Source organism: Sporichthya polymorpha DSM 43042, from assembly GCF_000384115.1.
Taxonomy (GTDB): domain Bacteria; phylum Actinomycetota; class Actinomycetes; order Sporichthyales; family Sporichthyaceae; genus Sporichthya; species Sporichthya polymorpha.
Window position 1 is genome coordinate 2,769,709 of record NZ_KB913029.1, and the last position, 24,843, is coordinate 2,794,551.

General features: G+C 71.2%; 21 protein-coding genes. 3 read left to right on the top strand and 18 right to left on the bottom strand.

All coding sequences use genetic code 11. The features are described from left to right. Positions 1 to 48 precede the first annotated feature (48 nt). Complete coding sequence (locus SPOPO_RS0113570) at positions 49 to 1,008, top strand: type IV toxin-antitoxin system AbiEi family antitoxin domain-containing protein (protein WP_019875365.1); 960 nt, start codon at positions 49 to 51, stop codon at positions 1,006 to 1,008. Between the two features lie 107 nt (positions 1,009 to 1,115). Here the strand turns inward: SPOPO_RS0113570 and SPOPO_RS0113575 are convergent, their stop codons facing one another. Continuing rightward, positions 1,116 to 1,688, bottom strand: a complete 573-nt coding sequence (locus SPOPO_RS0113575) for a 2,4'-dihydroxyacetophenone dioxygenase family protein (protein ID WP_019875366.1) — start codon at positions 1,686 to 1,688, stop codon at positions 1,116 to 1,118. Between the two features lie 103 nt (positions 1,689 to 1,791). On the opposite strand from SPOPO_RS0113575, the gene SPOPO_RS32850 reads away from it, so the two are divergent. Beyond that, positions 1,792 to 2,433 (top strand): TetR/AcrR family transcriptional regulator, encoded by a 642-nt coding sequence (locus SPOPO_RS32850; protein WP_019875367.1) that lies wholly within the window; start codon positions 1,792 to 1,794, stop codon positions 2,431 to 2,433. On the opposite strand, the gene SPOPO_RS0113585 is transcribed toward SPOPO_RS32850, so the two are convergent. From SPOPO_RS0113585 to SPOPO_RS29550, 16 genes are all read right to left on the bottom strand, one after another. Next, on the bottom strand, positions 2,375 to 3,562 hold the full coding sequence (locus SPOPO_RS0113585; protein ID WP_019875368.1) for a MalY/PatB family protein: 1,188 nt from the start codon (positions 3,560 to 3,562) through the stop codon (positions 2,375 to 2,377). The genes SPOPO_RS32850 and SPOPO_RS0113585 overlap by 59 nt on opposite strands. A gap of 48 nt (positions 3,563 to 3,610) precedes the next feature. Next, positions 3,611 to 5,206: an alpha/beta hydrolase gene (locus tag SPOPO_RS29515; protein ID WP_019875369.1), complete on the bottom strand. Its 1,596-nt coding sequence runs from the start codon at positions 5,204 to 5,206 to the stop codon at positions 3,611 to 3,613. Between the two features lie 26 nt (positions 5,207 to 5,232). Next, complete coding sequence (locus tag SPOPO_RS29520; protein ID WP_019875370.1) at positions 5,233 to 6,882, bottom strand: alpha/beta hydrolase; 1,650 nt, start codon at positions 6,880 to 6,882, stop codon at positions 5,233 to 5,235. Between the two features lie 34 nt (positions 6,883 to 6,916). After that, positions 6,917 to 8,551 (bottom strand): alpha/beta hydrolase, encoded by a 1,635-nt coding sequence (locus tag SPOPO_RS29525; protein ID WP_019875371.1) that lies wholly within the window; start codon positions 8,549 to 8,551, stop codon positions 6,917 to 6,919. A gap of 115 nt (positions 8,552 to 8,666) precedes the next feature. After that, positions 8,667 to 10,253, bottom strand: coding sequence for an alpha/beta fold hydrolase (locus tag SPOPO_RS29530; RefSeq protein ID WP_169577197.1), 1,587 nt, complete (start codon positions 10,251 to 10,253; stop codon positions 8,667 to 8,669). Continuing rightward, complete coding sequence (locus tag SPOPO_RS32015) at positions 10,250 to 11,791, bottom strand: alpha/beta hydrolase (RefSeq protein ID WP_019875375.1); 1,542 nt, start codon at positions 11,789 to 11,791, stop codon at positions 10,250 to 10,252. Before SPOPO_RS32015 ends, SPOPO_RS29530 begins: the two co-directional genes overlap by 4 nt. A 48-nt stretch (positions 11,792 to 11,839) precedes the next feature. Then, complete coding sequence (rarD, locus tag SPOPO_RS0113615) at positions 11,840 to 12,763, bottom strand: EamA family transporter RarD (RefSeq protein WP_019875376.1); 924 nt, start codon at positions 12,761 to 12,763, stop codon at positions 11,840 to 11,842. Positions 12,764 to 12,860: 97 nt separating this feature from the next. Continuing rightward, a complete protein-coding gene (locus SPOPO_RS35185) occupies positions 12,861 to 13,649 on the bottom strand; it encodes a hypothetical protein (protein WP_028984768.1) in 789 nt (262 codons plus the stop codon). Further along, positions 13,646 to 14,137, bottom strand: a complete 492-nt coding sequence (locus SPOPO_RS0113625; RefSeq protein ID WP_019875377.1) for a hypothetical protein — start codon at positions 14,135 to 14,137, stop codon at positions 13,646 to 13,648. Before SPOPO_RS0113625 ends, SPOPO_RS35185 begins: the two co-directional genes overlap by 4 nt. Beyond that, positions 14,134 to 14,799 carry a hypothetical protein gene (locus SPOPO_RS29540; RefSeq protein ID WP_169577198.1) on the bottom strand — a complete coding sequence of 222 codons (666 nt, stop codon included), beginning with the start codon at positions 14,797 to 14,799 and terminating at the stop codon, positions 14,134 to 14,136. The genes SPOPO_RS0113625 and SPOPO_RS29540 overlap by 4 nt, the downstream gene beginning before the upstream one ends. A 120-nt stretch (positions 14,800 to 14,919) precedes the next feature. Further along, a complete protein-coding gene (locus tag SPOPO_RS0113635) occupies positions 14,920 to 15,363 on the bottom strand; it encodes a hypothetical protein (protein ID WP_019875379.1) in 444 nt (147 codons plus the stop codon). Positions 15,364 to 15,736: 373 nt separating this feature from the next. Then, positions 15,737 to 17,284 carry an alpha/beta hydrolase gene (locus SPOPO_RS29545; protein ID WP_019875380.1) on the bottom strand — a complete coding sequence of 516 codons (1,548 nt, stop codon included), beginning with the start codon at positions 17,282 to 17,284 and terminating at the stop codon, positions 15,737 to 15,739. 11 nt (positions 17,285 to 17,295) lie between these two features. Continuing rightward, complete coding sequence (locus tag SPOPO_RS0113645) at positions 17,296 to 18,366, bottom strand: 2-oxoacid:ferredoxin oxidoreductase subunit beta (RefSeq protein WP_019875381.1); 1,071 nt, start codon at positions 18,364 to 18,366, stop codon at positions 17,296 to 17,298. A 1-nt stretch (position 18,367) separates the two neighbouring features. Next, entirely contained in the window at positions 18,368 to 20,272 is a 1,905-nt protein-coding gene (locus tag SPOPO_RS0113650) for a 2-oxoacid:acceptor oxidoreductase subunit alpha (protein WP_019875382.1), read from the bottom strand. 119 nt (positions 20,273 to 20,391) lie between these two features. Further along, positions 20,392 to 21,702, bottom strand: a complete 1,311-nt coding sequence (locus SPOPO_RS0113655; protein ID WP_019875383.1) for an adenosylmethionine--8-amino-7-oxononanoate transaminase — start codon at positions 21,700 to 21,702, stop codon at positions 20,392 to 20,394. 37 nt (positions 21,703 to 21,739) lie between these two features. Next, the gene (locus SPOPO_RS29550) at positions 21,740 to 22,810 is read right to left on the bottom strand and encodes a polysaccharide deacetylase family protein (protein ID WP_156869879.1); all 1,071 of its coding nucleotides are present in this window, start codon (positions 22,808 to 22,810) and stop codon (positions 21,740 to 21,742) included. Between the two features lie 68 nt (positions 22,811 to 22,878). Between SPOPO_RS29550 and SPOPO_RS0113670 the strand changes: the two genes are divergently transcribed. Next, entirely contained in the window at positions 22,879 to 23,688 is an 810-nt protein-coding gene (locus SPOPO_RS0113670) for an enoyl-CoA hydratase/isomerase family protein (RefSeq protein WP_019875386.1), read from the top strand. Positions 23,689 to 24,366: 678 nt separating this feature from the next. Here SPOPO_RS0113670 and SPOPO_RS0113675 read toward each other — a convergent pair. After that, complete coding sequence (locus SPOPO_RS0113675) at positions 24,367 to 24,726, bottom strand: hypothetical protein (RefSeq protein ID WP_019875387.1); 360 nt, start codon at positions 24,724 to 24,726, stop codon at positions 24,367 to 24,369. Between the last annotated feature and the right edge of the window lie 117 nt (positions 24,727 to 24,843).

Consider the following 24,843-nt stretch of genomic DNA (forward strand, 5'->3'; position numbering starts at 1 on the left):
CGGGCCACGCCGATCCGCGACGGCTGAAGTGGGATCAGTCTTCGGGCCATGGACACCCGGCATGCGCTGATTCTCGATCTGGCGGCGACCCAGCAGAACGTGATCTCGGCGGCGGACGCCGCCCTCTGCGGAGTGGACGACGCGGAGGTGGACCGGCTCTGCCGACGGGGGACCTGGACCCGACTGCGCCGCGGTCTCTACCACCCGTTGTCGCCGCCGAGCGATCCCGCGGTGCGGCTGCGCCTCGACTGCGCGGCGGCGATCCGGGCCGTCGACATCAAGGACGCGGCAATCGCTCACCTCACGGCCGGTCGGCTGTGGGGGACGAAGTGGCGCACCGAGCCGACGGACGACCGGATCTGGGTGGCCTGCGATGTCCCGAAGAAGCCGCGGTACTACCCGGGCCTGCGGATCCTGCCGGCCGGACTGCCGGACGAGCACGTGACGCTGCTCGACGGGCTGCGCGTCAGCACCCCGGCTCGCACTGCGGTGGACCTCGCCCGACACCTGCAGTTCGAGCCGGGCCTCGTCGCGGTCGAGTCGCTGCGGTTCCAGCACAAGATCACCGACGCGGAGGTGCAGGCGGTACTCGACGCGTGCCGCGGATGGCCGCACATCGGACGGGCCCGGCGAACCATCGAGTTCTCCACCGACCTGTCGGAGTCGCCGCTGGAGTCGGACACTCGCTTGGCGTTCCTGCGTGCGGTCGTGCCGGGATACCGACAGCAGGTGGAGGTGGTCGACGCCCTCGGCATCGTGCGGCGAATCGACTTCCTGTTCGGCCTCCGCGCCGGCGTCGAGACCGATGGCCGTATCAAATACGCCTCCGCCGAGGATCTCTGGAAGGAGAAGCGGCGCCAGGACGCCCTCGCCGAGGTCGGGATTCCGCTGCTTCGTCTCACGGCTGCCGACATCTACGGCGATCCCCGGATGCTCAACCGCCGGATCATCGACCACATGATTCGAACCGGCGACTGGATCGAGGGCGTCGGACCGGTCCATCGCTGACCCCGCCGCTGCACCGGTCGAGCCGGCCACGCGGCGGCCTGGTCGGGGTGTGCCTTCACCGGCTGAGGCGATCTTCACTGGCCCGGCGTGGCTGGTGAAGCGGGGGTTCAGCTGGTGAAGGCGGCGGGGTGGCTGGTGAAGCCGGTCTCGGCGCCCTCGATCCAGCGGGACTCGACGCCCTGGGCCTCGGCGAGGAGGCCGGCGAGGTAGCGGAGGGCGACGGCGTCGAGGACGGAGTGGAAGGTCCCGTCGTCGTTGAAGTTGACGTTCGCGCCGGCGACGCGGATCAGGGCGACGGTGTCCTCGGTGTTGTCCGCCGGGGTGTGGAACTGGTGCACCGAGCCACTGGGCTCGTAGAGGTAGCTCCCCGCGACCTGCGGGCTGTTGGGGTACTCGCGGTAGTACCAGCGGCCGCTCAGCGTGAACACCTCGGCGGGACCGGTGTGGTAGTGGATCGGCAGTCCGACGCCGGGCGCGGCGCGCAGCAGCAGGACCCACTCGTTGCGCTCGAGGTCGATGCGCAGCGGCTTGATGTCGAGGCCTGGGCCCATGGCCGCGACCAACCACGGGGTTGCGGACTCGTCGATCCACAGCAGGTCGCCCTGCGGCACCGCGACGACGGGGAGCGGGGCGCCGGCGCCGGTGGTGGTCAGGCCGGGAGCGGTGAGCGTGGTGGTCATGGGAAACGGTCCTTCCGGGCGAGGAAAAGTTGCAGACACTGCAAGTATGCAGAAACTTGCAGGGACTGCAAGAAAAATCTGCAGAACGTGTAAGATTTGCGCCGTGAGTGCACCGCACGCAGCCCCGCTCGGTCGACGCCAGCGCAACAACGCCGAACGGCGGGCGCGGCTCCTGGCCGAGGCCCGGGCACTGTTCGACGCCCAAGGCATCGAGGCGACGACGATCGAGCAGATCGCCGCGGCCGCCGACCTGTCCACCCGGACGCTCTACAACTTCTTCCCGACCAAGACCGACCTCGTCGCCGCGTTGCTCAGTGACGAGATCCAGGACCGCCTCCGAACAGGCATTCCGAGCGGACGCAGCGCACACCGCTCGCCGGTGTCCGGGGTGTTCGCCGTGGTCGAGGCGATGGTGGAGGTCATGGGCTCGGCGTCGAAGGCCGAGCAGCAGATGGTGCTCGCCGGCGCGCTGCTGGCCGACGGCGACAACGAGGCCCGCCGCTACGTCAGGAGCATCGACGTGTTCCTGACCGACCTCCTCCGGGACCGCCTGGCCCAGCACGCCGACGCCCTGCGCCCCGACCTCGACCCCGACGAGACCGCCGGCCTGATCTTCTCCCTCCTCAACGGCCTCTACATCGGCTGGCTCCGCGGGGAGGGCGAGCTCACCGAGATCCTCCCGACCGTCAGGCGGTATCTCCAGGTACTGCTAGGGCCGCCTGCATCCGCGTCACGATCTCGATGACGATGGCGCGGGAGGTACCGAAGTTCAGCCGCACGAACCCGTCGCCACCGGGGCCGAAGGCCGCCCCGTCGTTGAACGCGACGCGACCGCGGTCGAGGAACGTCTGCTGCGGCGAGGTCAGTCGCAGGGCGCGACAGTCGAGCCACGCGAGGTAGGTCCCCTCGTGGGGTGCCCAGGCGACTTCGGGCAGACGTTCCGTCAGCTCCGCGCGCAGGTGGTCGCGCACCGCCTGAAGGTGCGTCACCAGGGCAGCCAGCCAGGCGTCCCCGGCGTGGTACGCCGCCACCGACGCCTCGATCCCGAGGATTCCCGCCGGTCCGCGGTGTCGGTAGGAGATCTCGCGGAACCGCTTCGCGTCCTCCTCGTTCCCGATCACCGCCACCGCGGCGCCGAGGCCCGCGAGGTTGAAGGCCTTCGACGCCGAGTGCACGGTCATCGTCCGGCGCGCGACCTCCGGCCCGAGCGTCGCGAACGGGACGTGCACGGCGGGGGAGAAGACCAGCGGCGCGTGGATCTCGTCCGACACGACGCGGACGTCGTACCGCTCCGCGAGCTCGGCCACCGCCCGCAGCGTCGCCTCCGGGTACGCGCGCCCCACCGGGTTGTGCGGGTTGCAGAGCAGCAGCAGCCGGTGCCCGGCGCGGAACGCGCTCTCCAGTCCGTCGAGGTCGAGCTCCCAGCCGGCCGCACCGGCGAGCACCGGCACCGCCACGACCCGCCGGCCGAGCCCGGAGATCGCGTGCAGGAACGGGTAGTACACCGGCGTCGTGACGACGACGCCGTCACCCGGCGCGGTGAAGGTCTCGATCCACAGCTCGATCCCGCGCATCGTGTCGCGCAGCAGATGCACCTGCGCCGCATCGACCTCCCACGACCAGTGCCGGGCCGCGAAGCCGCAGAACGCCTCGGTCAGGTCCGGCGCGACGAGGTCGACGGCGTAGCCGAGATCGCCGCGTTCGACGGCCGCCTCGATCGCGGCGGCCACCGGCGGGGCGGTCCCGAAGTCCATCTCCGCGACCCACGCGGGGAGCACGTCCGGCGGGTACGACCGCCACTTCGTGCTGTGCCGCTCGTGCAGCACCGCGAGGTCGAGGGCGTCGAAACCGTACGAATCGCCGGGGGAGATCACCTCTCCGATTCTGCCTCGCCGGGCTCCGCGACCAAGACCTCGTCCACGCTACAGCGGGATCATGTTGAGGATCGCGGCGAGCTCCGGCGGGAGGCCGAGGAACGAGCCCAGTTGACCCTGCGGGAGCGAGCGGTTGATGACCGAAGGCTCGGGGAACGGGGTGCGGTCGCAGCTGACGTCCGCGTCGTTGCCCGCGGACCGGCTCGGCAGGGTGCCGTTCAGCAGGTATGCGGTGACGACGTCGTCGACGCACTTGTTGCCGCTGTAGACGGCCGCGTGGGTGGTCGCGCCGACCTCGAGGACCATCGCCGAGCTCGGGAACTCCTGCTTCACCGACTGTGCGCCCTCGTACGGGGTCGCGCCGTCGAGGCTCTGCTGCACGAGCAGGAACGGGATCGAGACCTTCGACCCGTCGACCGGCGGCACCTTGCCCGCCTTCGCCGGCCACCAGGTGCAGGGCGCCGAGAACCAGAAGCTGCTCCACGTGCTCTCCGGCGCGGTCTTCGACAGCTCGAACGCGTCCTTGCGGATGCGGTCGTAGCTGCGCGGGAACTTGCCGTCCGTGCACAGGGTGGCGTTGAAGGCCGCGTAGCCGTTGTCGTCGCCCGGGCTGCCGAGAATCTCGTACACCTGCGTGAGGAACGCGAAGTCACCCTCGTGCGCGTCCGCGACCGCAGCCGTGATCGGCACCCAGAGCTGCTCGGCGTACGCGCCGGTGAAGAACACGTCGGCGAGCTCGGACGGGCCGATCGTCCCGACCGGCGCCGCGGTCAGCTTCGCGCGCATCTCCTGATACGTCTTCAGAACCTCGGCCCGCGTGGAGCCGAGGCCGTAGGTCGAGTTCCGCTGCGCGATCCAGTCGAACCAGATGTCGAGCACTTTCTGGAACGCCTCGGTCTGCGCCTTGCCGCCGTCGGCGTAACCGCCGTAGTTGTGCGGGTCGACCATGCCGGCAAGCACCATCTTCGCGACCCGGTCCGGGTACCGCGTCGAGTACGTCTGGCCGAGGAACGTGCCGTAGGAGAAGCCGAAGAAGTTGATCTTCTCCGCGCCGAGCGCCTGCCGCAGCGCCTCCATGTCCTTGATGGTGTCGATCGTCTTGACGTGGTCGAGCAGCGCGCCGTTCTTCTCCTTGCACGCGGCGGCGTACGCCTTCGTCCGCGCGATCCAGGCCTGCTCGTTCGCCGCGCGGCGCGATTCGACCGGGGTGTACGCGGGGCGCGGGCCGGCGGCGTAGTCCTTGACGCAGGAGAGCGCCGGCTTGCTGGACCCGACGCCGCGGGGGTCGAAGCCGATGAGGTCGAACTGGGCCGAGACCTCCGCGGGCATCATCTGCTTGAGGTAGGCGGAGAAGCCGAGGCCGGAGCCGCCGGGACCACCCGGGTTGATCAGCATCGGGCCCTGCGACTTCCCGGTGGCCTTGACGCGGGAGACCGCGATCTGGATCTTCTCGCCGGTCGGCTTCGACCAGTCGAGCGGGACCGGGAGGAACCCGCACTCCGCGTTCGCGGACGCGAGGTTCGAGTCGGTGCAGGCGGACCAACTGATGGTCTCCGCCGCGGATGCGACGGGATTGCCGGCCGTGGTGGCGACGACACCGGCGACGAGACTTCCGGCGGCGAGGCTGGCGAGGAATGTGCGCATGAGGACCTCTGGTTTCGGGCGGCGAATCAGCTGGCGCGGGACGGAAGAAGACCGATGATCTTGTCGAACAGGGACTGGTCGCGGGGCTGGGGATCCGGGGCGGGCAGGGACGAGGTGGCGTCGAACGGCAGCAGCCCGGGCTCGGGGCCGGCGCCGCGCGGGCACACGACGTCCGCGGTGTCGGCCGCCGAACGGGCCGGCAGTTTGCCGGTCAGCAGGTAGTCGGCGATCCGCTTGTCGATGCACGGGTTGCCGCCCAGCACCGCACCGGAGTGCGTGGTCGCGTCCTTCTCGGCGATCAGCACCGCCTTCGGGAACAGGCGGCGGACCTCGAGCGCTCCCGCGTACGGGGTCGCGCCGTCGAGCGTCGCGTTCAGCAGCAGGATCGGCGGGGCCTTCGAGCCGTCGACCTTGACGGCCTGCCCCGGCTTCGCCGGCCAGTACAGGCAGGGCGTGTTGAACCAGACGTTGCTCCACGTCAGGATCGGCGCCTGCTTCGCGACCTGAAAGGCGTCCTTGCGCCAGGTCGCGTACTTGGTCGGCCAGGGGGTGTCCGTGCACTGCACGGCGTTGTAGACGGCGAAGAGGTTGTCGTCCGGGTCGAGCGAGGCCCGGAACGCCGCCTTCGCCGGCGCGATGTCGCGTTGCCGGACCCAGGAGGCGAGCGCGTGCGCGGCGTCGGCCCACAGCGACTCGGCGTACATCGCGCGGACGAACGCGTCGGTGAACTCGTTCGCGCCGACGCCGTCGTGGCGGACGTCGCGCAATTCCTTGATGACGTTCAGGTACGTGGTGCGGACCGCGTCGCCGCTCGAGCCGAGCCGGTACGTCGAGTTGTTGCGGGCGACCCAGGCGAAGAACCGGTCGGCGACCTTCTCGAACGCGCGGTCCTGGTTGAGCTGCGAGCTGTACCAGATGCCCTTCGGGTTCACGTTGCCGTCGAAGATCATCCGACGCACCCGGTCCGGGTACATCGTCGCGTAGACCTGGCCGAGGTACGTGCCGTAGGAGAACCCGAGGTAGTTGATCCGGTCGGCGCCGAGCGCCTCGCGCAGGGCGTCCATGTCCCGCACCGTGTCCACGGTGCGCATGTGGTTCAGCAGATCGCCGTGCTTCTTCCCGCACGCCTGGGCGTAGCGCTTCGAGCGCTTCAGCCACGCCTTCTCGCTCGCTGTCGTCGCCTTGCCGGCCTTCGCCGGAACGTACGGCGGGCGCTTGCCCTCGGCGTAGTTGCTGATGCAGGACAGCGCGGGCTGGGAGTCCCCGACCCCGCGCGGGTCGAAGCCGATCCAGTCGTAGGCCTCGCCGCTACTGTTCGGCAGCATGTCCTTCAGGCCGGAGTACGCGAGGCCGGAGCCGCCCGGGCCGCCGGGGTTGACCAGCATGACGCCCTGGTACTTCGCGGCCGGGACGCGCGACTTGGTCCGCGACACCGCGAGCTGAATCTTCTTGCCGCTCGGGTTCGACCAGTCCATCGGCACCGTCAGATAGCCGCACTCGGTGGCGCGGCCGCCCATACCCAGTTGCTCGCAGCTGACCCAGTCCAGCTTGCCCGCGGCGCGCGCGACCGGCGCCGCCTCGCTCGCGCCCGCGGTCCCGACCGGCAGGAGCGCGATCAGCGACGCCCCGACCAGCCCGGCGGCCCCGGCGACGCCGGGTACGACCGTGCGCTTCATTGCGACCCCCTGGAAGTGGTCCTCAGTTCCGGCGTCATCGGCGGTGCGCCACCGGGATCTGGAGGAGCAAACTGTTCAGCGGCTCCGGGGCGAACCCGTCGAGGAACGCCCCCGCCGCCTGGCCCCGGAACAACAGCGACGGCTCGGGCAGCGGTTTGCGGGCGCACTCGGCGTCCGGGCCGTTGCCCGACGCGCGCGCCGGGAGCGTCCCGTCGCGCAGGTAGTCGGTGACGTACTTGGTGACGCACGCGTTGCCGTTGAGGCCGACGCCGTGTGTCATGCCGCCGACGTCGGAGATCAGGACCGACGTCGGGAACTCCTGACGCACCCTCAGTGCGTTGGCGAACGGCGTCGGGGCGTCCTGGGTGGCGTTGAGCAGCAGGATCGGGACCGAGATCTTCGACCCGTCGACCACCGGGGGCTTCGCGGACTTCACCGGCCAGAACGCGCAGGGCCCGGAGAACCAGAAGCTGCCCCAGGTGCCGAAGCGGAACTCCTTCGCGAGAGTGATCGCGTCGTTGCGCATCTTCGTGTAGTTGCGCGGCCAGCGGCCGTCGGTGCACAGCGTGGAATTGAACGCCGCGAAGCTGTTGTCGTCACCGACACTGGAGAGCACCTCGTAGAGGAACTCCATGCGGGCGCGGTCGCCGGTCTCCCACAGCGCCCACCCGTCGGCGAGCGTCGGCCACAGGCTCTCGGCGTAGCCGGTGACGAGGAAGACGTCCTGCCACTCCGCCGACCCGATCGTGCCGACCGGCGCCTTGCGCAGTTCGGCCAGGCGCGCGTAGTACGCCTCGGCCACCGCCTCCGCCGTCGTCCCGAGGTTGTACTGCACCGAGTGCGCGGCGACCCACCTGAAGAACTCGCCGGCGGTGTACTCGAAGCCCTCGATCTGGCCGCGGCCCGCGTCGCCGTAGCCGGGGTAGTCCGGCGGGACGTTGCTGTCGAGCACCATCCGGCGGACCCGGTCCGGGAACGTCGACGCGTATGCCTGCCCGAGGAAGGTGCCGTAGGAGATGCCGTAGTAGTTGATCTGCTGCTCGCCGAGCGCCTGCCGGATCGCGTCCATGTCGCGCACGGTGTCCATCGAGCGCATGTGGGAGAGAATCTCGCCGTTCTGGTCGGCGCAGGCCTGGGCGTACTGCTTCGTGCGGGCGACCCAGGCGGCTTCGTTGCCCGTGACCTTCGTCAGGTCCGCCGGCTCGTACGCCGGTCGCGGTCCCTGAAAGAACGAGGCGTCGCAGGAGACGGCCGGCTTGCTCGACCCGACGCCGCGGGGGTCGAAGCCGATCCAGTCGTACTGCCGGCCGACGCCGTCGGGCACGCGTTCGGGGTAGATCGCCGGGAACTCCAGGCCGGAGCCGCCGGGGCCGCCGGGGTTGATCAGCAGAACGCCCTGGCGCTGCTCGGTGGCGCGCAGTCGGGAGACCGCGATCTCGATCTTCTGTCCGTTCGGCTTCGACCAGTCCAGGGGGACCGGGACGAATCCGCACTCGGCGCCGACGCCGGTGAGGGCGGCCGACTCGCAGGCGCCCCAGGCGATCGCGGCGGCCGGGCGGGCGATGCCAGCGGTGTCGGCGCGGGCGGCCGGGGAGGTGGCCACGCCGAGCGCGGCCGCGCCGCTGACGGCGACCATCCCGGCGGTCGCGACCGCCACCAGAGCCCGCACGGGCAACCACCTCGCTAGCCCGGACCGGGGGCCGGGATTGCCGCATCCTAAATGCGGCACCTTTGAGCGGTCCGGGACATGACCGAAAACTGTGGACAACGCGTCGAAGTGCTGGTCAGAGGCGGTTTTGTGCACCCGCCTCGGCCAGGACTTCCCCGATCAGCCCCAGCGCAACCTCCGGCAGGCCGGGCTCGGGCAGCCGGGCGCACCGCAGGTCCGGCCCGGCTCCCGGGGCGCGGGTCGGGAGTTCCCCGGTCAGCAGGTACCGCTCGGCCGCGGCCTGGGCGCAGGGGTTGCCCCAGAGGGAGGCGCCCGCGTGGTTGACGGCGTCGGTGACCTCGATCAGCGCCGAGCGGGGGAAGGCCCGCCGCGCCGCGACCGCGTCGGCCAACGGCGTCGGCCCGTCGTAGGTGGCGTTGACGAGCAGGAGCGACGGCGTGGCCGCCCCGACCGGCACCGTCTCGCCCCGGACCGGCCACAGCGAGCAGAGCACCGCGAGGTCCCAGTGCAGCGCCCACGCGATGAACGGGGCGTCGACGGCGTTGCGCACCGTGTCCGCCCGCAGGTCCGCGTACCGGCGGGGCCAGGCGCCGTCGGAGCAGGCGATGCTGAGGAAGGACGCGGTGAAGTCGTCGTCGGCCTCCCGGTCCTCGCTACCGAACGCACCCTCGACCAGCGCGGTCCGGCCCGCCACCCAGCCCGACCAGGCCTGGGCGAGCACGCCCCAGGAGTCGTCGGAGTAGACCGCCGCCCCGAACAGCTGCGTCCACTCCGCCGGGCCGATGCCGGCCCGTGGCTGCGCGCGCAGGGCGTCGAGGTCGGCGAACCAGCGCGTCCGCACCGCCGCCGCGTCCGTGCCCAGGCCGTACACGAGGTGGTGCTCGGCGACCCAGGCGAAGAACGCGTCGACGTTGCGCTGGTAGCTGCGCAACACCTCCGGTCGCGTGATGTCCCCGGCGTACCCGGCGCCGTTCGGCGGGACGACGCCGGCGAGCAGCATCCGCGTCACCCGCGTCGGGAACAGCGTCGCGTACACCTGGCCGAGGTAGGTGCCCCACGAGTTGCCGTGGTAACTCAGCGTCGATGCGCCGAGGGCCGCGCGGATGAGATCGAGATCGCGCGCGATGTCGACGGTGCGCTGGTGGCGCAGGGCCGCGCCGCCGTGCTCCGCGCAGGCGCGCACGTACGCCCGCGCCTTCTCCAGCCGCTCCCGCTCGCTGCCGGTGACCCGTTCGGCGTCGGGCGGTGAGTAGTCGAGCGCGGGCCGGGTGAAGTAGTTCGGGTCGCAGCGCAGGTCGGACCCGCTCTCCCCGACGCCGCGGGGGTCGAACCCGATGAGGTCGAAGCGGCCGGCGACGGCAGGGGTGAGCAGCGCCGCGAGCACGACCGAGCCCGACAGGCCCGACACCCCGGGGCCGCCCGGGTTGTAGACCAGCGGCCCGAGGTGGTCCGAGCCGGTGGTGGTCGCGCGGATGCGCGAGATCGCGATCGAGGTCGTGGCGCCCCGCGGCTTCGCGTGGTCGGCCGGCACCGCCACCGTGGTGCACTCCGCGCCGCTCTCGGCCAGCGCGGCGTCGGCGCACCGGCCCCAGGTGAGCTCAGCCGGGCGGGCGGCCGCGGCCGTACCGCCGACCACCGGCTGCGCGGCGACGAGCGTGAGCGCCGCGAGGGCGCTGACCGTTCCCCGCCGCAGCTTGGTCACGGGCGGGGGAGCGGGGTCCGGGCGCAACGGACGTCGGCGCCCGACCCGCTCGTCCGGCGGGGGAGCGTCCCGTCGCGCAGGTAGCGGATCACGCGCCGGTCGACGCAGTCGTTGCCGCCCAGGCTGTCCGAGTGGGTCGTGCTGCCGACCTGCGCGACGAGCGCGGAACGGGGGAACATCCGCCGCGCGTACAGCGCGCCCGAGTACGGCGTCGCACCGTCGAGCGTCGTGGAGACGATCAGCAGCGACGGGGTGCGTGAGCCGTCGATCGGAACCGGCACCCCGGGCGGGGCCTTCCAGTACAGGCAGGGCGCGTTGAACCAGACGTTGCCCCACGTCTCGAACTTCGCCTTCTTCGCGGTCGCGAACGCGTCCCTGCGCCAGCGGGCGTAACCCTCCGGCCAGGCGACGTCCGTGCACTGCACCGCGAGGTACATGCCGTAGCCGTTGTCGAAGTCGGCGAGATCCGCGCTGTAGCGGGAGCGGATCGCCGCGGTGCTCCCGCGTTCCCAGGACGCCCACGCGCCCGCGATCGCGCGCCACGTGTACTGCGAGTAGCCGGCGGTGAGGAAGACGTCGTTCCACTCGGCCGGCCCGATCGGCCCCTTCTGGCGTCGCGTCAGGGCGCGCTCCTCGCGGTAGTACCGCGTCCGGACCTGCTTCGTCGTCGACCCGAGCCGGTACGTGCGGTGGTGCTTCGCCACCCACGCCCAGAAGCGGTTCATCGCCTTCTCGAACGCGCGGTCCTGGGCGAGCTGGCCGGCGTACCAGACGTTGCGGGGGTCGACGACGCCGTCGAAGACCAGGCGCCGAGTGCGGGTCGGGAACAACGTCGCGTAGACCTGGCCGAGGTAGGTCCCGTAGGAGAAGCCGTAGTAGTTGATGCGCTGCGCGCCCAGAGCCCGCCGGAGCAGGTCGAGGTCACGGGCGACGTCCTCGGTCCGCAGGAACGGCAGCAGCTTCGGGTAGCGATCCGCGCACGCCTCGGCGTAGGCCTTCGACCGCTTCAGCCACTTGCGCTCGTTCGCACTCGGCGGCTTCGCCGGGCCGCTCGACGGCCGGTACGCCGGACGCGGTCCCTTCGCGTAGTTCGCCTTGCACCGCAGCGACGGCGAGCTCGCGCCGACCCCGCGCGGGTCGAAGCCGACGATGTCGTAGGTGCTGCGCACCGAGCGCGGCAGGTCGCGGTAGAGGGAGGCCGACCAGTGCAGTCCGCGCCCGCCCGGCCCGCCCGGGTTCACCAGCAGCGGGCCCTGCCGCTTCGACGACGGCGCAGTGGCACGGATGCGAGAGACGGCGATCTTGATCTGCCGGCCGCCCGGGTCCGCGTGGTTCAGCGGGACGGCGAGCATCCCGCACTGCGCCCCGACCGCCCGCAGCCGGGCCTGGCCGCACCGCTTCCAGGAGATCGACGGCGCCGCGGCCACCGCGGCGTCCGACTCCGGCGTGGGTCCCGCGTCGGCCGGGCCCGGCACCGCCAACCCGGTGGCGACCAGCGCGAGCAGCGGGACGGCGACGAACGCGGCGCGGCGGCTCATGCGTCCGGAGTCTCGCAGACGGAGCCGCTGCGCCCCAGTGCGCCGGCCTCAGACGGCGGGCTCGGTGGTCAGCCGGAGCATCCGCCGACGCTGGTTGTGCACGCCGTCGACGGTGAGCACGACGAGCGCGACCCACACCAGCACGAACCCGGCGAGGCGCTCGGGCGGCAGCGGTTCGCCGTTGATCAGGACGCCGATCCCGAACTGCAGCGTCGGCGCGAGGTACTGGAGCATCCCGAGCGTCGTGAGCGGGACACGGCTCGCGGCGCCGGCGAAGAGCAGCAGCGGCGCGAGCGTCGCGATGCCGGCGCAGGCCATCAGCAGGGCGTGGCCGGACCCGGCGTGCCCGAACTCGGCGTCGCCGGTGGAGGTGATCACCGCGAGGAACACCAGCGCCGGCGGGAGCAGCACGACGGTCTCGACGGTGAGTCCCTCGACGGCCCCGACCGAGACCGTCTTCTTGATCAGCGAGTACGCGGCGAAGGACGAGGCCAGGATCAGCCCGATCCACGGCAGCCGGCCGTAGCCGACGGTCAGGACGACGAGGCCCGCCGCGGCGATGCCGATCGCCACCCACTGCGGCGGCCGTAGCCGCTCGCCGAGGATGAGGACCGCGAGCGTGATCGTCATCAGCGGGTTGATGTAGTACCCGAGCGCGGTCTCGACGACGTGGTCGGAGTTGACGGCCCAGATGTAGACGAGCCAGTTCCCGCCGATCAGGATCCCCGCGATCGCGAGCAGGCGCAGGCGGCGGCCGTTCCGCATCAGCCCGCGCAGGTTCCGCCAGGCCGCGCCCCCGCGGCGGGCCAGGATCCAGATCAGCAAGGCCGAGAACACGACCGACCAGACCACCCGGTGGGCCAGGACCTCGAGCGCCCCGGACGGCTCCAGATGCGGCCAGTACAGGGGCAGCAGCCCCCAGAGGATGTAGGCCCACACGCCGAAGATCAGGCCTCGGCGGTCGACGGTCACGGTGCCGAGGCTACGTGCGACCGCCCGGGCGGGCGAACCGATTCCTCGGTCCACCCGCCCGGGCGGGGTGTGATCTGCCGCGCAGTCAGCTGAGAAGTCAGTCTGCGGTCGGCAGATCCTCCGGGGTGACCTCCGCCTCCGTGGCGGGCACGGAGTCCTCCGCCGGGGCCGCCACCGGGGGTTCCGGCTCCACGACCGGCGCCGGCGGAGCCTCAGGGGAGGGCTCCGGCGTCGGGGTCGGGGTCGGGGTCGGGGTGGGCGTCGGCTCCGGCGTCGGGGTCGGCGTCGGCTCCGGGGTGGGGGTCGGCTCCGGGGTGGGGGTCGGCTCCGGGGTGGGGGTCGGCTCCGGGGTGGGGGTCGGGGTGGGAGAAGGGGTGGGTGCCGCCATCCGCGGCGCGACCGGGGCCGGCGTGGAGGTGAACATCGAGCAGTTCACCGACGTGGGGGCGAGGACGTTCTGCGAGTTCTGGAAGTCGCAGATGCCGTCGGAGGACTTCCAGAACGTCCCGGCCGTCGCGAAGACGCGGTAGTGCTGGTTGCCGTTGTTCTCGCTGTCGGTGGAGGTGCAGGTCTGGTCGACGGGCACGTTCGTGCAACCGGCGAGCGGGGCGTACCCGCCGCTGTTGCCCTGGCGGGAAACGCTGAACGTCGTCGGCAGCTGGCCCGGCGTCGGCACGACCCGGAAGTGCACCTTGATCGTGTTGCCCTGGCCGGTGCGGTCGACCTGGATGACCGGCGCGGCGAGCGTGCCCGCGCCGGCGCCACCCGTGGACTCCGGGTGGGACGTCAGGGTCCAGTACGCGAACGCCGGCGCGACGGTGCCGAGGAGAACGGTCGCGGCGACGCCCGCGACGGTGCCTCCGACGGTGAGAGAGCGGCGGTTCACGGCGCCTCCTGCGTGGTCAGCACGACGGGGATCGTGAAGGTGGCGCCCTGGCAGTTCGCCGGGGTGTCCATCAACAGGCGGACCCGGTTCGGCAGTGTCGTCACCGGGGACGGACCCGGCGCCGTCACGGAGATGTTGAGTCCGGTGATGGCCGGCATCTCGAGGAAGACCGCGCAGCCGGCGACGCTGCTGACCACCGGGCGGGCGGGGTCCTTCGCGATGCCGGTGACGATCGCATTCACCGGGGTGGTGAACGTCAGCGCCAGGCTGCCGTTGGGCGTCGTGCTCGGGAAGAGCAGACCCGTCGCCGGCGTGACCGCGGTCGAGCGGATGGTCTGGCCGACGCCGACCTTCGCCGTCCCGCTGCCGGAGCCGGTGGTCTTCCAGTACGCGAAGGCGGAGCCGCCCGAGAGCAGGGCGATGACGGTGACGGCGGCGACGGCGGCGACGACCGCGGTGCGGCCCGCGCCGATGCGAATGCGCGTCATCGCACGGCCCCCGTGGTGCGGCGGGTCAGCACGACCGAGCCACCGCCGAGGACGACGAGGCCGAGGCCGGCGAGCGCGGTCCAGAACGTCATGGGGTTCCCACCGGTGCCCGGGAGGGTGACACCGCCGACGGTGTTGTCGTCGTCCGGCTCCTCCGTGGGCGTCTCGACCGGCGTCTCCACCGGCGGGGCGGGCGTCGGGTCCGGCGGGACGGAGACTCCACCGACCTCGGCGGCCCGGCCGGCGAACGCGAGGTTCACCGTCGAGTTCTTGCAGCCGTCCTGGTTGACGGCGGTGTTGGTCATCCAGACGCGCGGCAGATCGGCCGGCGCAACCCCGAGCTGGGTCAGCGTGCGCGTCGCCCCGGCGGGGAGCGTGAACTCCCGCGTGGCGTCGAGCTGCTCGACGACGAAGTCGGAGGTCAGGCACGGCGCCGCGGTCCGCGTGGTGACGCCGACGACGGACACGGTGATCTCACCCACCGTCAGTTCCGTCGACCCGATGTTGGTCAGGCTCAGGTCCAGCGCACCGGACCCGCCCGGGTAAAGCGTGCTGTCGAGCGTGCCGCTGATCGTGAACGCGTCGCCCGGCGCGGCGTTCGCCGCCCCGGCTCCGCCGAGGACGACGGCCCCCGCCCCCAGGACGAGTGCCGCCGTGCGCAACGCTTGCGCGCCGCGCGTACTGCTGGCCTTCAACGTGGTCCCCCCACCGCAGAACATCTGACTTCCCGGAACTGGCGGTGGTGGCGGGTCCCACCCCAGGACCCGCCACCACCGGCGTGATCAGTTCGAGGTGAACGTCAGCTCGATCGCGCTGTTCTTGCAGGCGTCCTGGTTCGTCGCGGCCTCGTTGCGCAGCTTGAGGGAGGCGCCGGAGAAGGTCACCGAGGCGCCACCGGCGATGTCCTGGGCGGTTACCGTCGCCGGCGTGACGTCGAACCACGCCTTGTTGCAGCCCGCGTTGGTCGGCTGGAAGTCCCACGACAGGCCGGACAGGCGCTGCGGGAACGTGGCGGGGTTGGTGACCGTGATGTCGAAGCTCTCGACCGCGTCGAGCACCAGGGCGTCCGTGATGTCGCCCGCGATGGTGAAGTTCGTCGTGGTGCCGACCGCAGCGGTGCCGTCGCCGGAGCCGCCGGTGGTCCAGTACGCGAAGGCGGTGCCCGCGCCGAGGGCGACGACGGCGGAGACAGCGACGGTGCCGGCGAGCTTCTTGGTGATGCGCATGAGCGAGTTCCCCCCAGGGATCTTCGTGGTGACGGCGGCCGTTCGCTCGACCGCTCGACACCGAGATTGCCGTCCAGCAAGGCTCCAGAGAGCCGATTGGGGCTGCGGATCTCCCGACACCCGTGGTGACGAATGCACGTCAGGAATGGGCAAAGTTGCGAGAGCCGGAACCGGCAGGGGGAAGGGGACGTCTAAGCGGCCCGGGCGGAACGAACTACCCCTCAGATGGGCGCAACCGCCAAAGCGGACAGCACAACGTTGACACGTCCACTCACGCAGCGCAGCGGGCGGGAACGGTCGTGATCGGAAACCTTTGCCGCCCGAAGATTCAGCTGACGACCAGTCAGCTCACTATGTGGAACGTTGTTCTGCATCAGGGCTCGGGGTGCGGTGAACGGCTGCAGGTGACATCGGCGCCGTTGCCCGATTTGCGCGCCGGGAGCTTGCCGTCGCGCAGGTACCGGATCACCTTGCTGTCGACGCACCGGTTGCCGTTCAGCGTGTTCGCGTGGGTGCTGTTGCCGACCTCCGCGACGAGCACCGCGCGGCGGAACAGGCGCCGCGCCTCGAGTGCCCCGGCGTACGGCGTCGCGCCGTCGAGGGTGGTGTTGATCAACAGGACCTTGGGCGCGCGGTTGCCGTTGACCGTCACCGGCCTGCCCGAGGCGGCCGGCCAGTACAGGCAGGGCGTGTTGAACCAGACGTTGTTCCAGGTCAGGAATCGCGCGGAGCGTGCGGTGGCGAACGCGTCCTCGCGCCAGGTGGCGTAGTCCTTCGGCCACGGCGCGTCGATGCACTGGACCGCGAGGTACATCGCGTAGCTGTTGTCCCCGCCGGACGCGGACTCGCGGTAGAGCACCTTCATCAGCGCGTCGTTGCCTCCGACGTAGGAGGAGAAGGCGGACGCCACGTCCGGCCAGCCGCCCTGGTAGTACGCGGCGCCGACGAAGACGTCGTTGAACTCCGCCGGCCCGAGCTCGCCGTCCGGGTTGGCCGCCAACTTCGCCTGCTCGGAGTAGAAGCGGTCCTCGACCGCCTTCGCGGTCTCGCCGAGGCGGTAGGTCTTGTGATGCCGGGCGACCCACTTCCAGAACTCGGCGATCGCACCCTCGAACGCCCTGTCCTGGTTGAGCTGCCCGCGGTACCAGACCTCGGCGGGGTCGACGACGCCGTCCCACACCATGCGCCGGACCTTCTTCGGGTACAGCGTCGCGTAGACCTGGCCGAGGTAGGTGCCGTACGAGAAGCCGTAGTAGTTGATCTTCTGAACCTTCAGCGCCCGGCGCAGGGTCTCGATGTCCCGGACCGTGTTCAGGGTCGACAGGTGCGGCAGGACGCCGCCGTGCTTGGCGGCGCACGCCTCCGCGTAGCGCTTCGACCGCTCCAGCCAGGCCGTCTCGTTCGGGCTCTGGAGGGGCAGCTGCCCCAGCATCGGCTCGTACGCCGGCCGCGGTCCGCGGGCGTAGCTCGGCTGGCACGAGACCGCCGGCTTGCTGCGCCCGACGCCGCGGGGGTCGAACCCGATGAGGTCGTAGGTGGACGCGACACCCGACGGCAGCGCCTGCGCCAGGTAGGAGCTGAGGCCGAGCCCCGAGCCGCCCGGCCCGCCCGGGTTCGCGATGAGGACGCCCTGGCGCTTCTGCTTCGGCGCGGTCGCCTTCACCCGGGAGACGGCGACCTGGATCGTCCGCCCGGTGGGCTTTGCGTAGTCCAGCGGAACGGTCAGGAAGCCGCACTGCGCCCCGCCGGCCTGCAGCGAACCGGTCGAACAGCGGCCCCACCTGATCGGCCTCGGCTTGAACGCGGTCACCGCCGCTGCGGTCGTCCCGCCGGCAGGCTCGGGCCCACGTGCGTGCGCAGCCGGGGCCACGGGGCCGAGCGTGCTGGCGACCAGCGCGACGGCCCCGAGGCGGGCGATCAAGCCGGTGGCAGCTATGCGACGGTCCAGGTGTCGGTGCCGCGGAGCAGACGTTGCAGGTCGCCGGCCTTGACCGAGTTCTGGCGGAGCTGGGCGGCCATCTGCGCGTCGTAGGTCGGACGCTCGACGTCCCGGAAGACACCGATCGGCGTCTTGTCGAGGGTCAGGTCGGGCAGCCGCGAGAGCGCGAAGGCGACGCCCGGGTCCTCGGCGTTCGCGTTGTGGACCAGGATCTGCGACTCGTTCTCCGGCGTCACGTCGACGACCTGGATCGTCCCGTCCGACATGCGCATGACGCCGCGCTCGCCCTCGGTGCCGAAGCGGATCGGCTGGCCGTGCTGGAGCCGGATGAGGTGCGTCTTGGCGCCCTCCGGGTCCTTGAGGATGTCCCACGCACCGTCGTTGAAGATGTTGCAGTTCTGGTAGATCTCGATCAGCGCGGTGCCGGAGTGCTCGGCCGCGGCGCGCAGCACCTCCTGCAGGTGCTTGCGGTCCGAGTCGATGGTCCGGGCGACGAAGGTCGCCTCGGCGCCGAGGGCCAGCGACACCGGGTTGAACGGCGCGTCCAGCGAGCCGAGCGGCGTCGACTTGGTGACCTTGCCGACCTCGGAGGTCGGCGAGTACTGACCCTTCGTCAGACCGTAGATCCGGTTGTTGAACAGCAGGATCTTCAGGTTGATGTTGCGGCGCAGCGCGTGGATCAGGTGGTTGCCACCGATGGAGAGCGCGTCACCGTCACCGGTGACGACCCACACCGACAGGTCCTGGCGCGAGGCAGCCAGACCGGTCGCGATCGCCGGCGCGCGGCCGTGGATCGAGTGCATCCCGTAGGTGTCCATGTAGTACGGGAAGCGGGAGGAGCACCCGATGCCCGACACCCAGACGATGTTCTCCTTGCGGAGCCCGAGGTCCGGCATGAAGGACTGCACCGCAGCGAGGATCGCGTAGTCGCCGCAACCGGGGCACCAGCGCACCTCCTGGTCGGACTTGAAGTCCTTGGTGCTCTGGCTGACCTCGGTCTTCGGGACCAGCGACAGGCTCTTGTAGGCGAGCCCGGGGGGCGGAGTGTCGTCGCGGGGCGGCATCTCAGTTCTCTCCAACGTTGCGACGGGTGCGGGGCTTGGGGGCGTGAACGGTGGCGATGACGTCGGTGATCGCCGTCTCGAGCTCGCCGACGGAGAACGGCATGCCCTGGACCTTGTTGAAGCCCATGACATCGACGAGATACTTCGCGCGGAGCAGCATCGTCAGCTGGCCGAGGTTCATCTCGGGGACGATGACGCGCTCGTAGCTGCGCAGGACCTCGCCCGTGTTCTCCGGGAACGGGTTCAGGTGACGCAGGTGCGCGACCGCGACCTCGCCGCCGGACTGCCGGACGCGGCGCACCGCGGCGCCGATCGGCCCGTAGGTCGAACCCCAGCCGAGGATGAGGACCTTCGCCTTGCCCGTCGGGTCGTCGACCGCGAGCTTCGGGATGTCGTAGGCCATCCCGTCGATCTTGGCCTGCCGCGTGCGGGTCATCAGGTCGTGGTTGACCGGGTCGTAGGAGATGTTCCCGTGCCCGTCGGCCTTCTCGATGCCACCGACGCGGTGCTCGAGGCCCGGGGTGCCCGGGATCGCCCACGGCCGGGCGAGGGTCTTCGGGTCACGCTTGTACGGCCAGAAGACGCGCTCGCCGGACTCGGTCTCGTGGTTCGGCGTCGTCGCGAAGTGGACGGTGAGGTCCGGCAGCTTCGTCACGTCGGGGACCAGCCACGGCTCGGAGCCGTTGGCGATGTATCCGTCGGAGAGGAGCATGACCGGCGTCCGGTACTTCGTCGCCAGGCGCACGGCCTCGACGGCGGCATCGAAGCAGTCGCCCGGCGACTGCGGCGCGACGATCGCGACGGGGCACTCACCGTTGCGGCCGAACATCGCCATCAGCAGGTCGGACTGCTCGGTCTTGGTCGGCAGACCGGTGGACGGGCCACCGCGCTGGACGTCGACGACGACCAGGGGGAGCTCCAGGCTGACCGCGAGACCGATCGTCTCGGCCTTGAGGACCACGCCGGGGCCCGACGTCGTCGTGACGCCGAGCGCACCGCCGAAGGACGCGCCGAGCGCGGCGCCGACGGCCGCGATCTCGTCCTCGGCCTGGAACGTCCGCACGCCCATGCCCTTGTGCTTGGACAGCTCGTGAAGGATGTCCGAGGCCGGGGTGATCGGGTACGCGCCGAGGAACAGCGGCAGCTTCGAGAGGAACGACCCGGCGATCAGGCCGTAGGACAGCGCGAGGTTGCCGGTGATGTTCCGGTACTCGCCGCTGGGCATCTTGGCCGGCTTGACCTCGTACGAGACCGCGAAGTCCTCGGTCGTCTCGCCGTAGTTCCAGCCCGCCCGGAAGGCGGCGATGTTCGCGTCGCGAATCTCCGGCTTGCGCGCGAACTTGTCGCGCAGGAACTTCTCGGTGCCCTCCTTGGGGCGGGCGTACAGCCACGAGAGCAGGCCGAGCGCGAACATGTTCTTCGCGCGCTCGGCGTCCTTGCGGGTGAGCTCGAAGGCGGCGAGGGCCTCGACGGTCAGCGAGGTCAGCGCGAGCGCGTGGACGTGGTACGCCTCGAGGCTGTTGTCCTCGAGCGGGCTGGTCTTGTAGCCGACCTTCTGCAGGTTCCGCTTGGTGAACTCGTCGGTGTCGACGATGACCGTCGCGCCGCGGGGGAGGTCGGCCAGGTTCGCCTTCAGCGCCGCCGGGTTCATCGCCACGAGGACGTTCGGGGCGTCGCCCGGCGTCATGATGTCGTGATCGGCGAAATGCAGCTGGAAGCTGGAGACGCCCGCCAGTGTCCCGGCTGGTGCTCGGATCTCCGCCGGGAAGTTGGGCCAGGTGGCGAGGTCGTTACCGAAGTTCGCGGTCTCCGCCGTGAACCGGTCCCCGGTGAGCTGCATGCCGTCGCCGGAGTCGCCGGCGAAACGGATGATCACGCGGTCGAGTTGCTGGACTTGCTTGTCCACGCTGAGACTCCATGGTGGGGGCCTGTGCAGGGTCGGGCGGTCGTGCCTGCCCGCCTGATCGTCATCAAATCTACAGCCTGTAGGTAGGGCTGGCTGCGCTGTGCAGGATACCTCCGGCTTCAAACCCGGGCGTTGGCGCGTGCACCGGACACCATCGCCTCGGCGATGCGCGTCACGTCCGCGGCCCCGGTCACGTAGGGGGGCATCGTGTAGATGAGATTCGAGAACGGCCGCAGCCACACGCCGGAGGCCAGCGCGGCCTCGGTGACGGCCCGGACGTCGACCGGTCCGACGGTCTCGATGACGCCGATCGCGCCGAGGACGCGGACGTCCGCGACCTTCGGCAGACCCTCCGCCGCGGCCAGCCCGGCGCGCAGCCCGGCCTCGATCCCGGTGACCTGCTCGCGCCAGGCGCCGGTGGCGAGCAGGTCGAGGTTCGCGCAGGCCACGGCGGCCGCGAGCGGGTTCGCCATGTAGGTCGGGCCGTGCATGAGCAGCCCCGCCCCGCCGCCGCAGACGCCGCGGGCGACCTCGGGCGTGCACAGCGTCGCCGCCATCGTCAGGTACCCGGCGGTCATCGCCTTCCCGACGCAGAGGATGTCGGGGACGACATCGGCCGCGAGGTGGGCGAACATCGCCCCGGTCCGGCCGAACCCGGTCCCGATCTCGTCGAGGATCAGCAGGATCCCGAACTCGGTCGTCAGCTTGCGCAGCGCCGTGACGTAGGCCGGGGAGTGGAACCGCATGCCGCCGGCGTTCTGGACGATCGGCTCGACGACGACCGCGGCGACCTCGCCCCGGTGCCGCTCCAGCAGCTGACGGGTCTCGGCGAGCCAGCCCGGGTCGAGGTCCTCGCCGCCGGGCGGCCGGGGCGCGAAGACGTGCTGCGGCAGGGCGTCGGCCCACAGGGAGTGCATCCCGCCGACGGGGTCGCAGACGGCCATCGTCGCGAACGTGTCGCCGTGGTACCCGCCGCGGATCGTGAACAGCCGCGTCCGGGACTCGCCCCGGCCCTGCCAGTACTGCATCGCCATCTTGATCGCGACCTCGACGCTCACCGAGCCCGAATCGGAGAAGAAGACGTGCTCCAGGCCCTCGCCGGTGATCGCGACCAGCCGCTGGGCGAGCCCGATCGCGCCGGGGTGGGTGAGCCCGCCGAACATGACGTGGGACATGCGGTCGAGCTGGTCCCGCGCCGCGGCGTCGAGCACCGGGTGCCGGTAGCCGTGGATCGCGGCCCACCAGGACGACATGCCGTCGACGACCTCGCGCCCGTCGGCGAACTGCAGCCGCACGCCCTGCGCGCCCACGACCGGGTACGCCGGGGCGGGGTCGGTCATCGACGCGTACGGGTGCCAGACGTGCGCCCGGTCGAGCGCGATCAGCTCAGCCGCGTCGGCGGGGACCCCAGGGGTGACGAAGTCGGACACCCCTCGGAGTCTGTCACTGCGCTCTTCTGGGGGAGCGTCAGTACCCCATCGACTGCGTCGGCCGGGCCTGGAGCTTGGCGAGCACGGACGCCGGCTGGCTCTCCATCCAGTCGATCAGCTCGACGAAGGAGACGCAGCGTGTGTTCGGCTTCGTGCAGGTCTCGGCGACGAAGTCGTACAGAGCGTTGGCGTAGATGCCGCCGTTCCAGGTGTTGAAGTGCGCGCCGAAGATCAACGGAGCCCGGTTGCCGTTGTAGGTCGCCTTGTAGGCGTTGCGGTAGGTGTTGAGCACCTGGGAGTACCAGGCAGGCCGGCGCGAGGTCGCGCCGTTGGCGGCGCCGCTCTGCCGCTCGAAGAAGTTGTAGTCCATCGAGAGCACCGAGGTGCCGGTGCCGGCCATCCGCAGCGACTGCTGGGGGATGTCCCACATGCCGTTGGCCATCTTCCGCGGCCAGCGCAGCGAGCCCGAGTTGCTGGTGTCGTAGCGGTAGCCGTGGGCGACCATCGCCGGGTACATCGCGGAGCGGTTGCCCTCGAGGCACGGCGTGCGGCCGCCCTGAACGACACCGGAGTCCCAGCCGAGCGGCCGGACGTCGGTCGCGTTGTTGTTGACCCGCCAGTTGTCGACGAAGGAGTTGAACTGGCGGATCTCGCTCAGCCAGTCCGCGGTCGACCAGCGCTGGACGCCGGTGCTGCCGCAGAAGTGACCGTTGTAGTGGGTGCCGATCTCGTGGCCCTCGGCCCGGGCGGCCCGGATCTGCTCCATCCGCGGACGGACGTTCTCCGCCGCGGCGAAGCCGACCTCCGACGAGCCCTGCCGCTTGCCCGGGGGCCGGTACAGGTACGCCTTCTGCTCCGGCACGAGGTAGGTGCCGGTGAGGAAGAACGTCATCGACGCGTCCACCTTGGACGCGAGCGTGCGCCAGCGCTGCCACGCGGGGATGCTGCCGCCGCCGTCGAACGAGACCACGATGAACTGCGGCGGCTCCCCTCCGGTCGCCGTCGTGGACCCGGTCGCCGTCGGCGACAGCATCGCCACTCCGGCGAACAAGGAGGAGGCCAGCGCCACGAGGGCGCCGGTCCGCAACTTCTGCCGGATTCTGCGCATGACGGCACGGTAAGAACGATGTGTCAGAAAAACGGGCGGTTTGCCGGATTTGAGTGAGGGATTCACACGTGGACGCTGCGCACCGCGAAGCCGAGGGGCCCCGGCAGTACGTGCGCTACGCGCTCGAGGGCCACGTCGCGACGATCACCTACGACCGGCCCGAGCGACTGAACGCGATCGACGGCGCGATGCGTACCCAGATCAACGCCGCCTTCGCGCGGTTCCGGGACGACGAGGACGCCTGGGTCGCGATCGTCACCGGCGCCGGCCGGGCGTTCTGCGCCGGGGCGGACCTGCGCTCGGAGACCGGCAACCCGGCGGGCGACTTCCCCGGCACGTTCTGGGAGAAGCCGACGGTCAACTCGTTCGAGAGTGGCTGGGAGATCTTCAAGCCCGTCATCGCCGCGGTGAACGGGCACTGTCTCGGCTACGGCCTGACGCTGGTGACCTGGTGCGACTTCGTCCTCGCCTCCGACCGTGCGACCTTCGGCTATCCCGAGGTGACCGTCGGCATCCCGACCATCGTCGGCGCCCTGCGGCTTCCGCAGCGGATGCGCTGGCACGACGCGATGGAGCTGCTGCTGACGGGGGAGCGGATCGACGCTGAGCGTGCCCTTCAGATCGGCCTCGCCGGCCGGGTCGTCCCGCACGACGACCTGATGACCGAGGCCCGCGCCCTCGCCGACCGCCTCTGCCGCGCCGCCCCGCTCGCCGTCCGCGCGACGAAGGAGATGGCCGTCCGCGGCGCGGACCTGCCGCGGACCGAAGCGATCCGGTTCGGGGAGACCATGCGCAAGGTCGTCCAGGCCACCGAGGACGCCGCCGAGGGCGCCGCCGCTGCCGCGGAACGCCGACCCCCGGTCTGGCGGGGACGCTGAACCGCCCCGGCCGTCGGGGTGCTGGGGTGCGCTTTCGGGGCTCGGCAGCACCGGGGATCGGGCGGTCGGGGTGCTGGGGTGCGCTTTCGGGGGTCGGCAGCACCGGGGATCGGGCGGTCGGGGTGCTGGAGTGCGCTTTCGGGGGAGACAAGCACCCGCGGGATGTGGCCGCGGCGAGGGATCGGGCTGACGTGCGCTGAGTGCGCAGGTGAGCACGGGTTCCCGCGACTGGGCCGGGGCTGATCTGCGCACTCGGTGGAGGTGGGCACCCGGTCCCGGGGTGCACGGTGCTGGAGTGCGCTTTCGGGGGTCGGCAGCACCGGGGATCGGGCGGTCGGGGTGCTGGAGTGCGCTTTTCGGGAGAGAGAAGTACCCCGGGGGCTGTGGCCGCGGCGAGGGATCGGGCTGACGTGCGCTGAGTGCGCAGTTGAGCACGGGTTCCCGCGACTGGGCCGGGGCTGATCTGCGCACTCGGTGGAGGTCGGCACCCGGTCCCGGGCGTGCGGGTGCTGGAGTGCGCTTTCGGGGGAGACAAGCACCCGCGGGATGTGGCCGCGGCGAGGGATCGGGCTGAGGTGCGCTGAGTGCGCAGTTGAGCACGGGTTCCCGCGACTGGGCCGGGGCTGATCTGCGCACTCGGTGGAGGTCGGCACCCCGGCGGGGTGGAGGCGCGCCCCGCTAGGTCGCGGCGAACTCGGTGACGTGGGTGATCCGGACGGCGAACCAGAGGGTGGCCACGGTGGCGGCGACGAAGCCGACGCCGAGCCCGGTGAACGTGGGGTCGCCGTCGGCGGCGCCCTGGGCGAGGTACATGAACGACATCAGGGCGAGGACGCACGAGGTCAGCGTCAGGCAGTACGAGTACAGGCGCAGGCGGGACAGCTTCGCCTCGTAGGCGACCCGGGCGCGGCGGAGACGTTCCCGCTCGGCGCGGAGGGCGGCCGATTCCAGAACGGGGGACTCCAGGGCGGGCGCCGGAGCAGGGGCGGGCGACACCGTGGCCGGCGGCGCGTACTCCGCCTCGATCTGCTCGGTCATTGCTCCCCTGAATGCCGGGACGGGAGTGTTCGAACGGGGATCAGCGGGGCGGATGGTGTCAATCCGGGTATCCGCCCCCTGTTCGACACTGTGCCAGCGGAAGCAGATCGGCAAACC

Coding starts and splice junctions, on each gene's coding strand:
- SPOPO_RS0113570 (WP_019875365.1), top strand. CDS start 49: ATGGACACCCGGCATGCGCTGATTCTCGATCTGGCGGCGACCCAGCAG.
- SPOPO_RS0113575 (WP_019875366.1), bottom strand. CDS start 1,688: ATGACCACCACGCTCACCGCTCCCGGCCTGACCACCACCGGCGCCGGC.
- SPOPO_RS29515 (WP_019875369.1), bottom strand. CDS start 5,206: ATGCGCACATTCCTCGCCAGCCTCGCCGCCGGAAGTCTCGTCGCCGGT.
- SPOPO_RS29520 (WP_019875370.1), bottom strand. CDS start 6,882: ATGAAGCGCACGGTCGTACCCGGCGTCGCCGGGGCCGCCGGGCTGGTC.
- SPOPO_RS32015 (WP_019875375.1), bottom strand. CDS start 11,791: ATGAGCCGCCGCGCCGCGTTCGTCGCCGTCCCGCTGCTCGCGCTGGTC.
- SPOPO_RS0113625 (WP_019875377.1), bottom strand. CDS start 14,137: ATGACGCGCATTCGCATCGGCGCGGGCCGCACCGCGGTCGTCGCCGCC.
- SPOPO_RS0113635 (WP_019875379.1), bottom strand. CDS start 15,363: ATGCGCATCACCAAGAAGCTCGCCGGCACCGTCGCTGTCTCCGCCGTC.
- SPOPO_RS0113645 (WP_019875381.1), bottom strand. CDS start 18,366: ATGCCGCCCCGCGACGACACTCCGCCCCCCGGGCTCGCCTACAAGAGC.
- SPOPO_RS29550 (WP_156869879.1), bottom strand. CDS start 22,810: ATGCGCAGAATCCGGCAGAAGTTGCGGACCGGCGCCCTCGTGGCGCTG.
- SPOPO_RS0113675 (WP_019875387.1), bottom strand. CDS start 24,726: ATGACCGAGCAGATCGAGGCGGAGTACGCGCCGCCGGCCACGGTGTCG.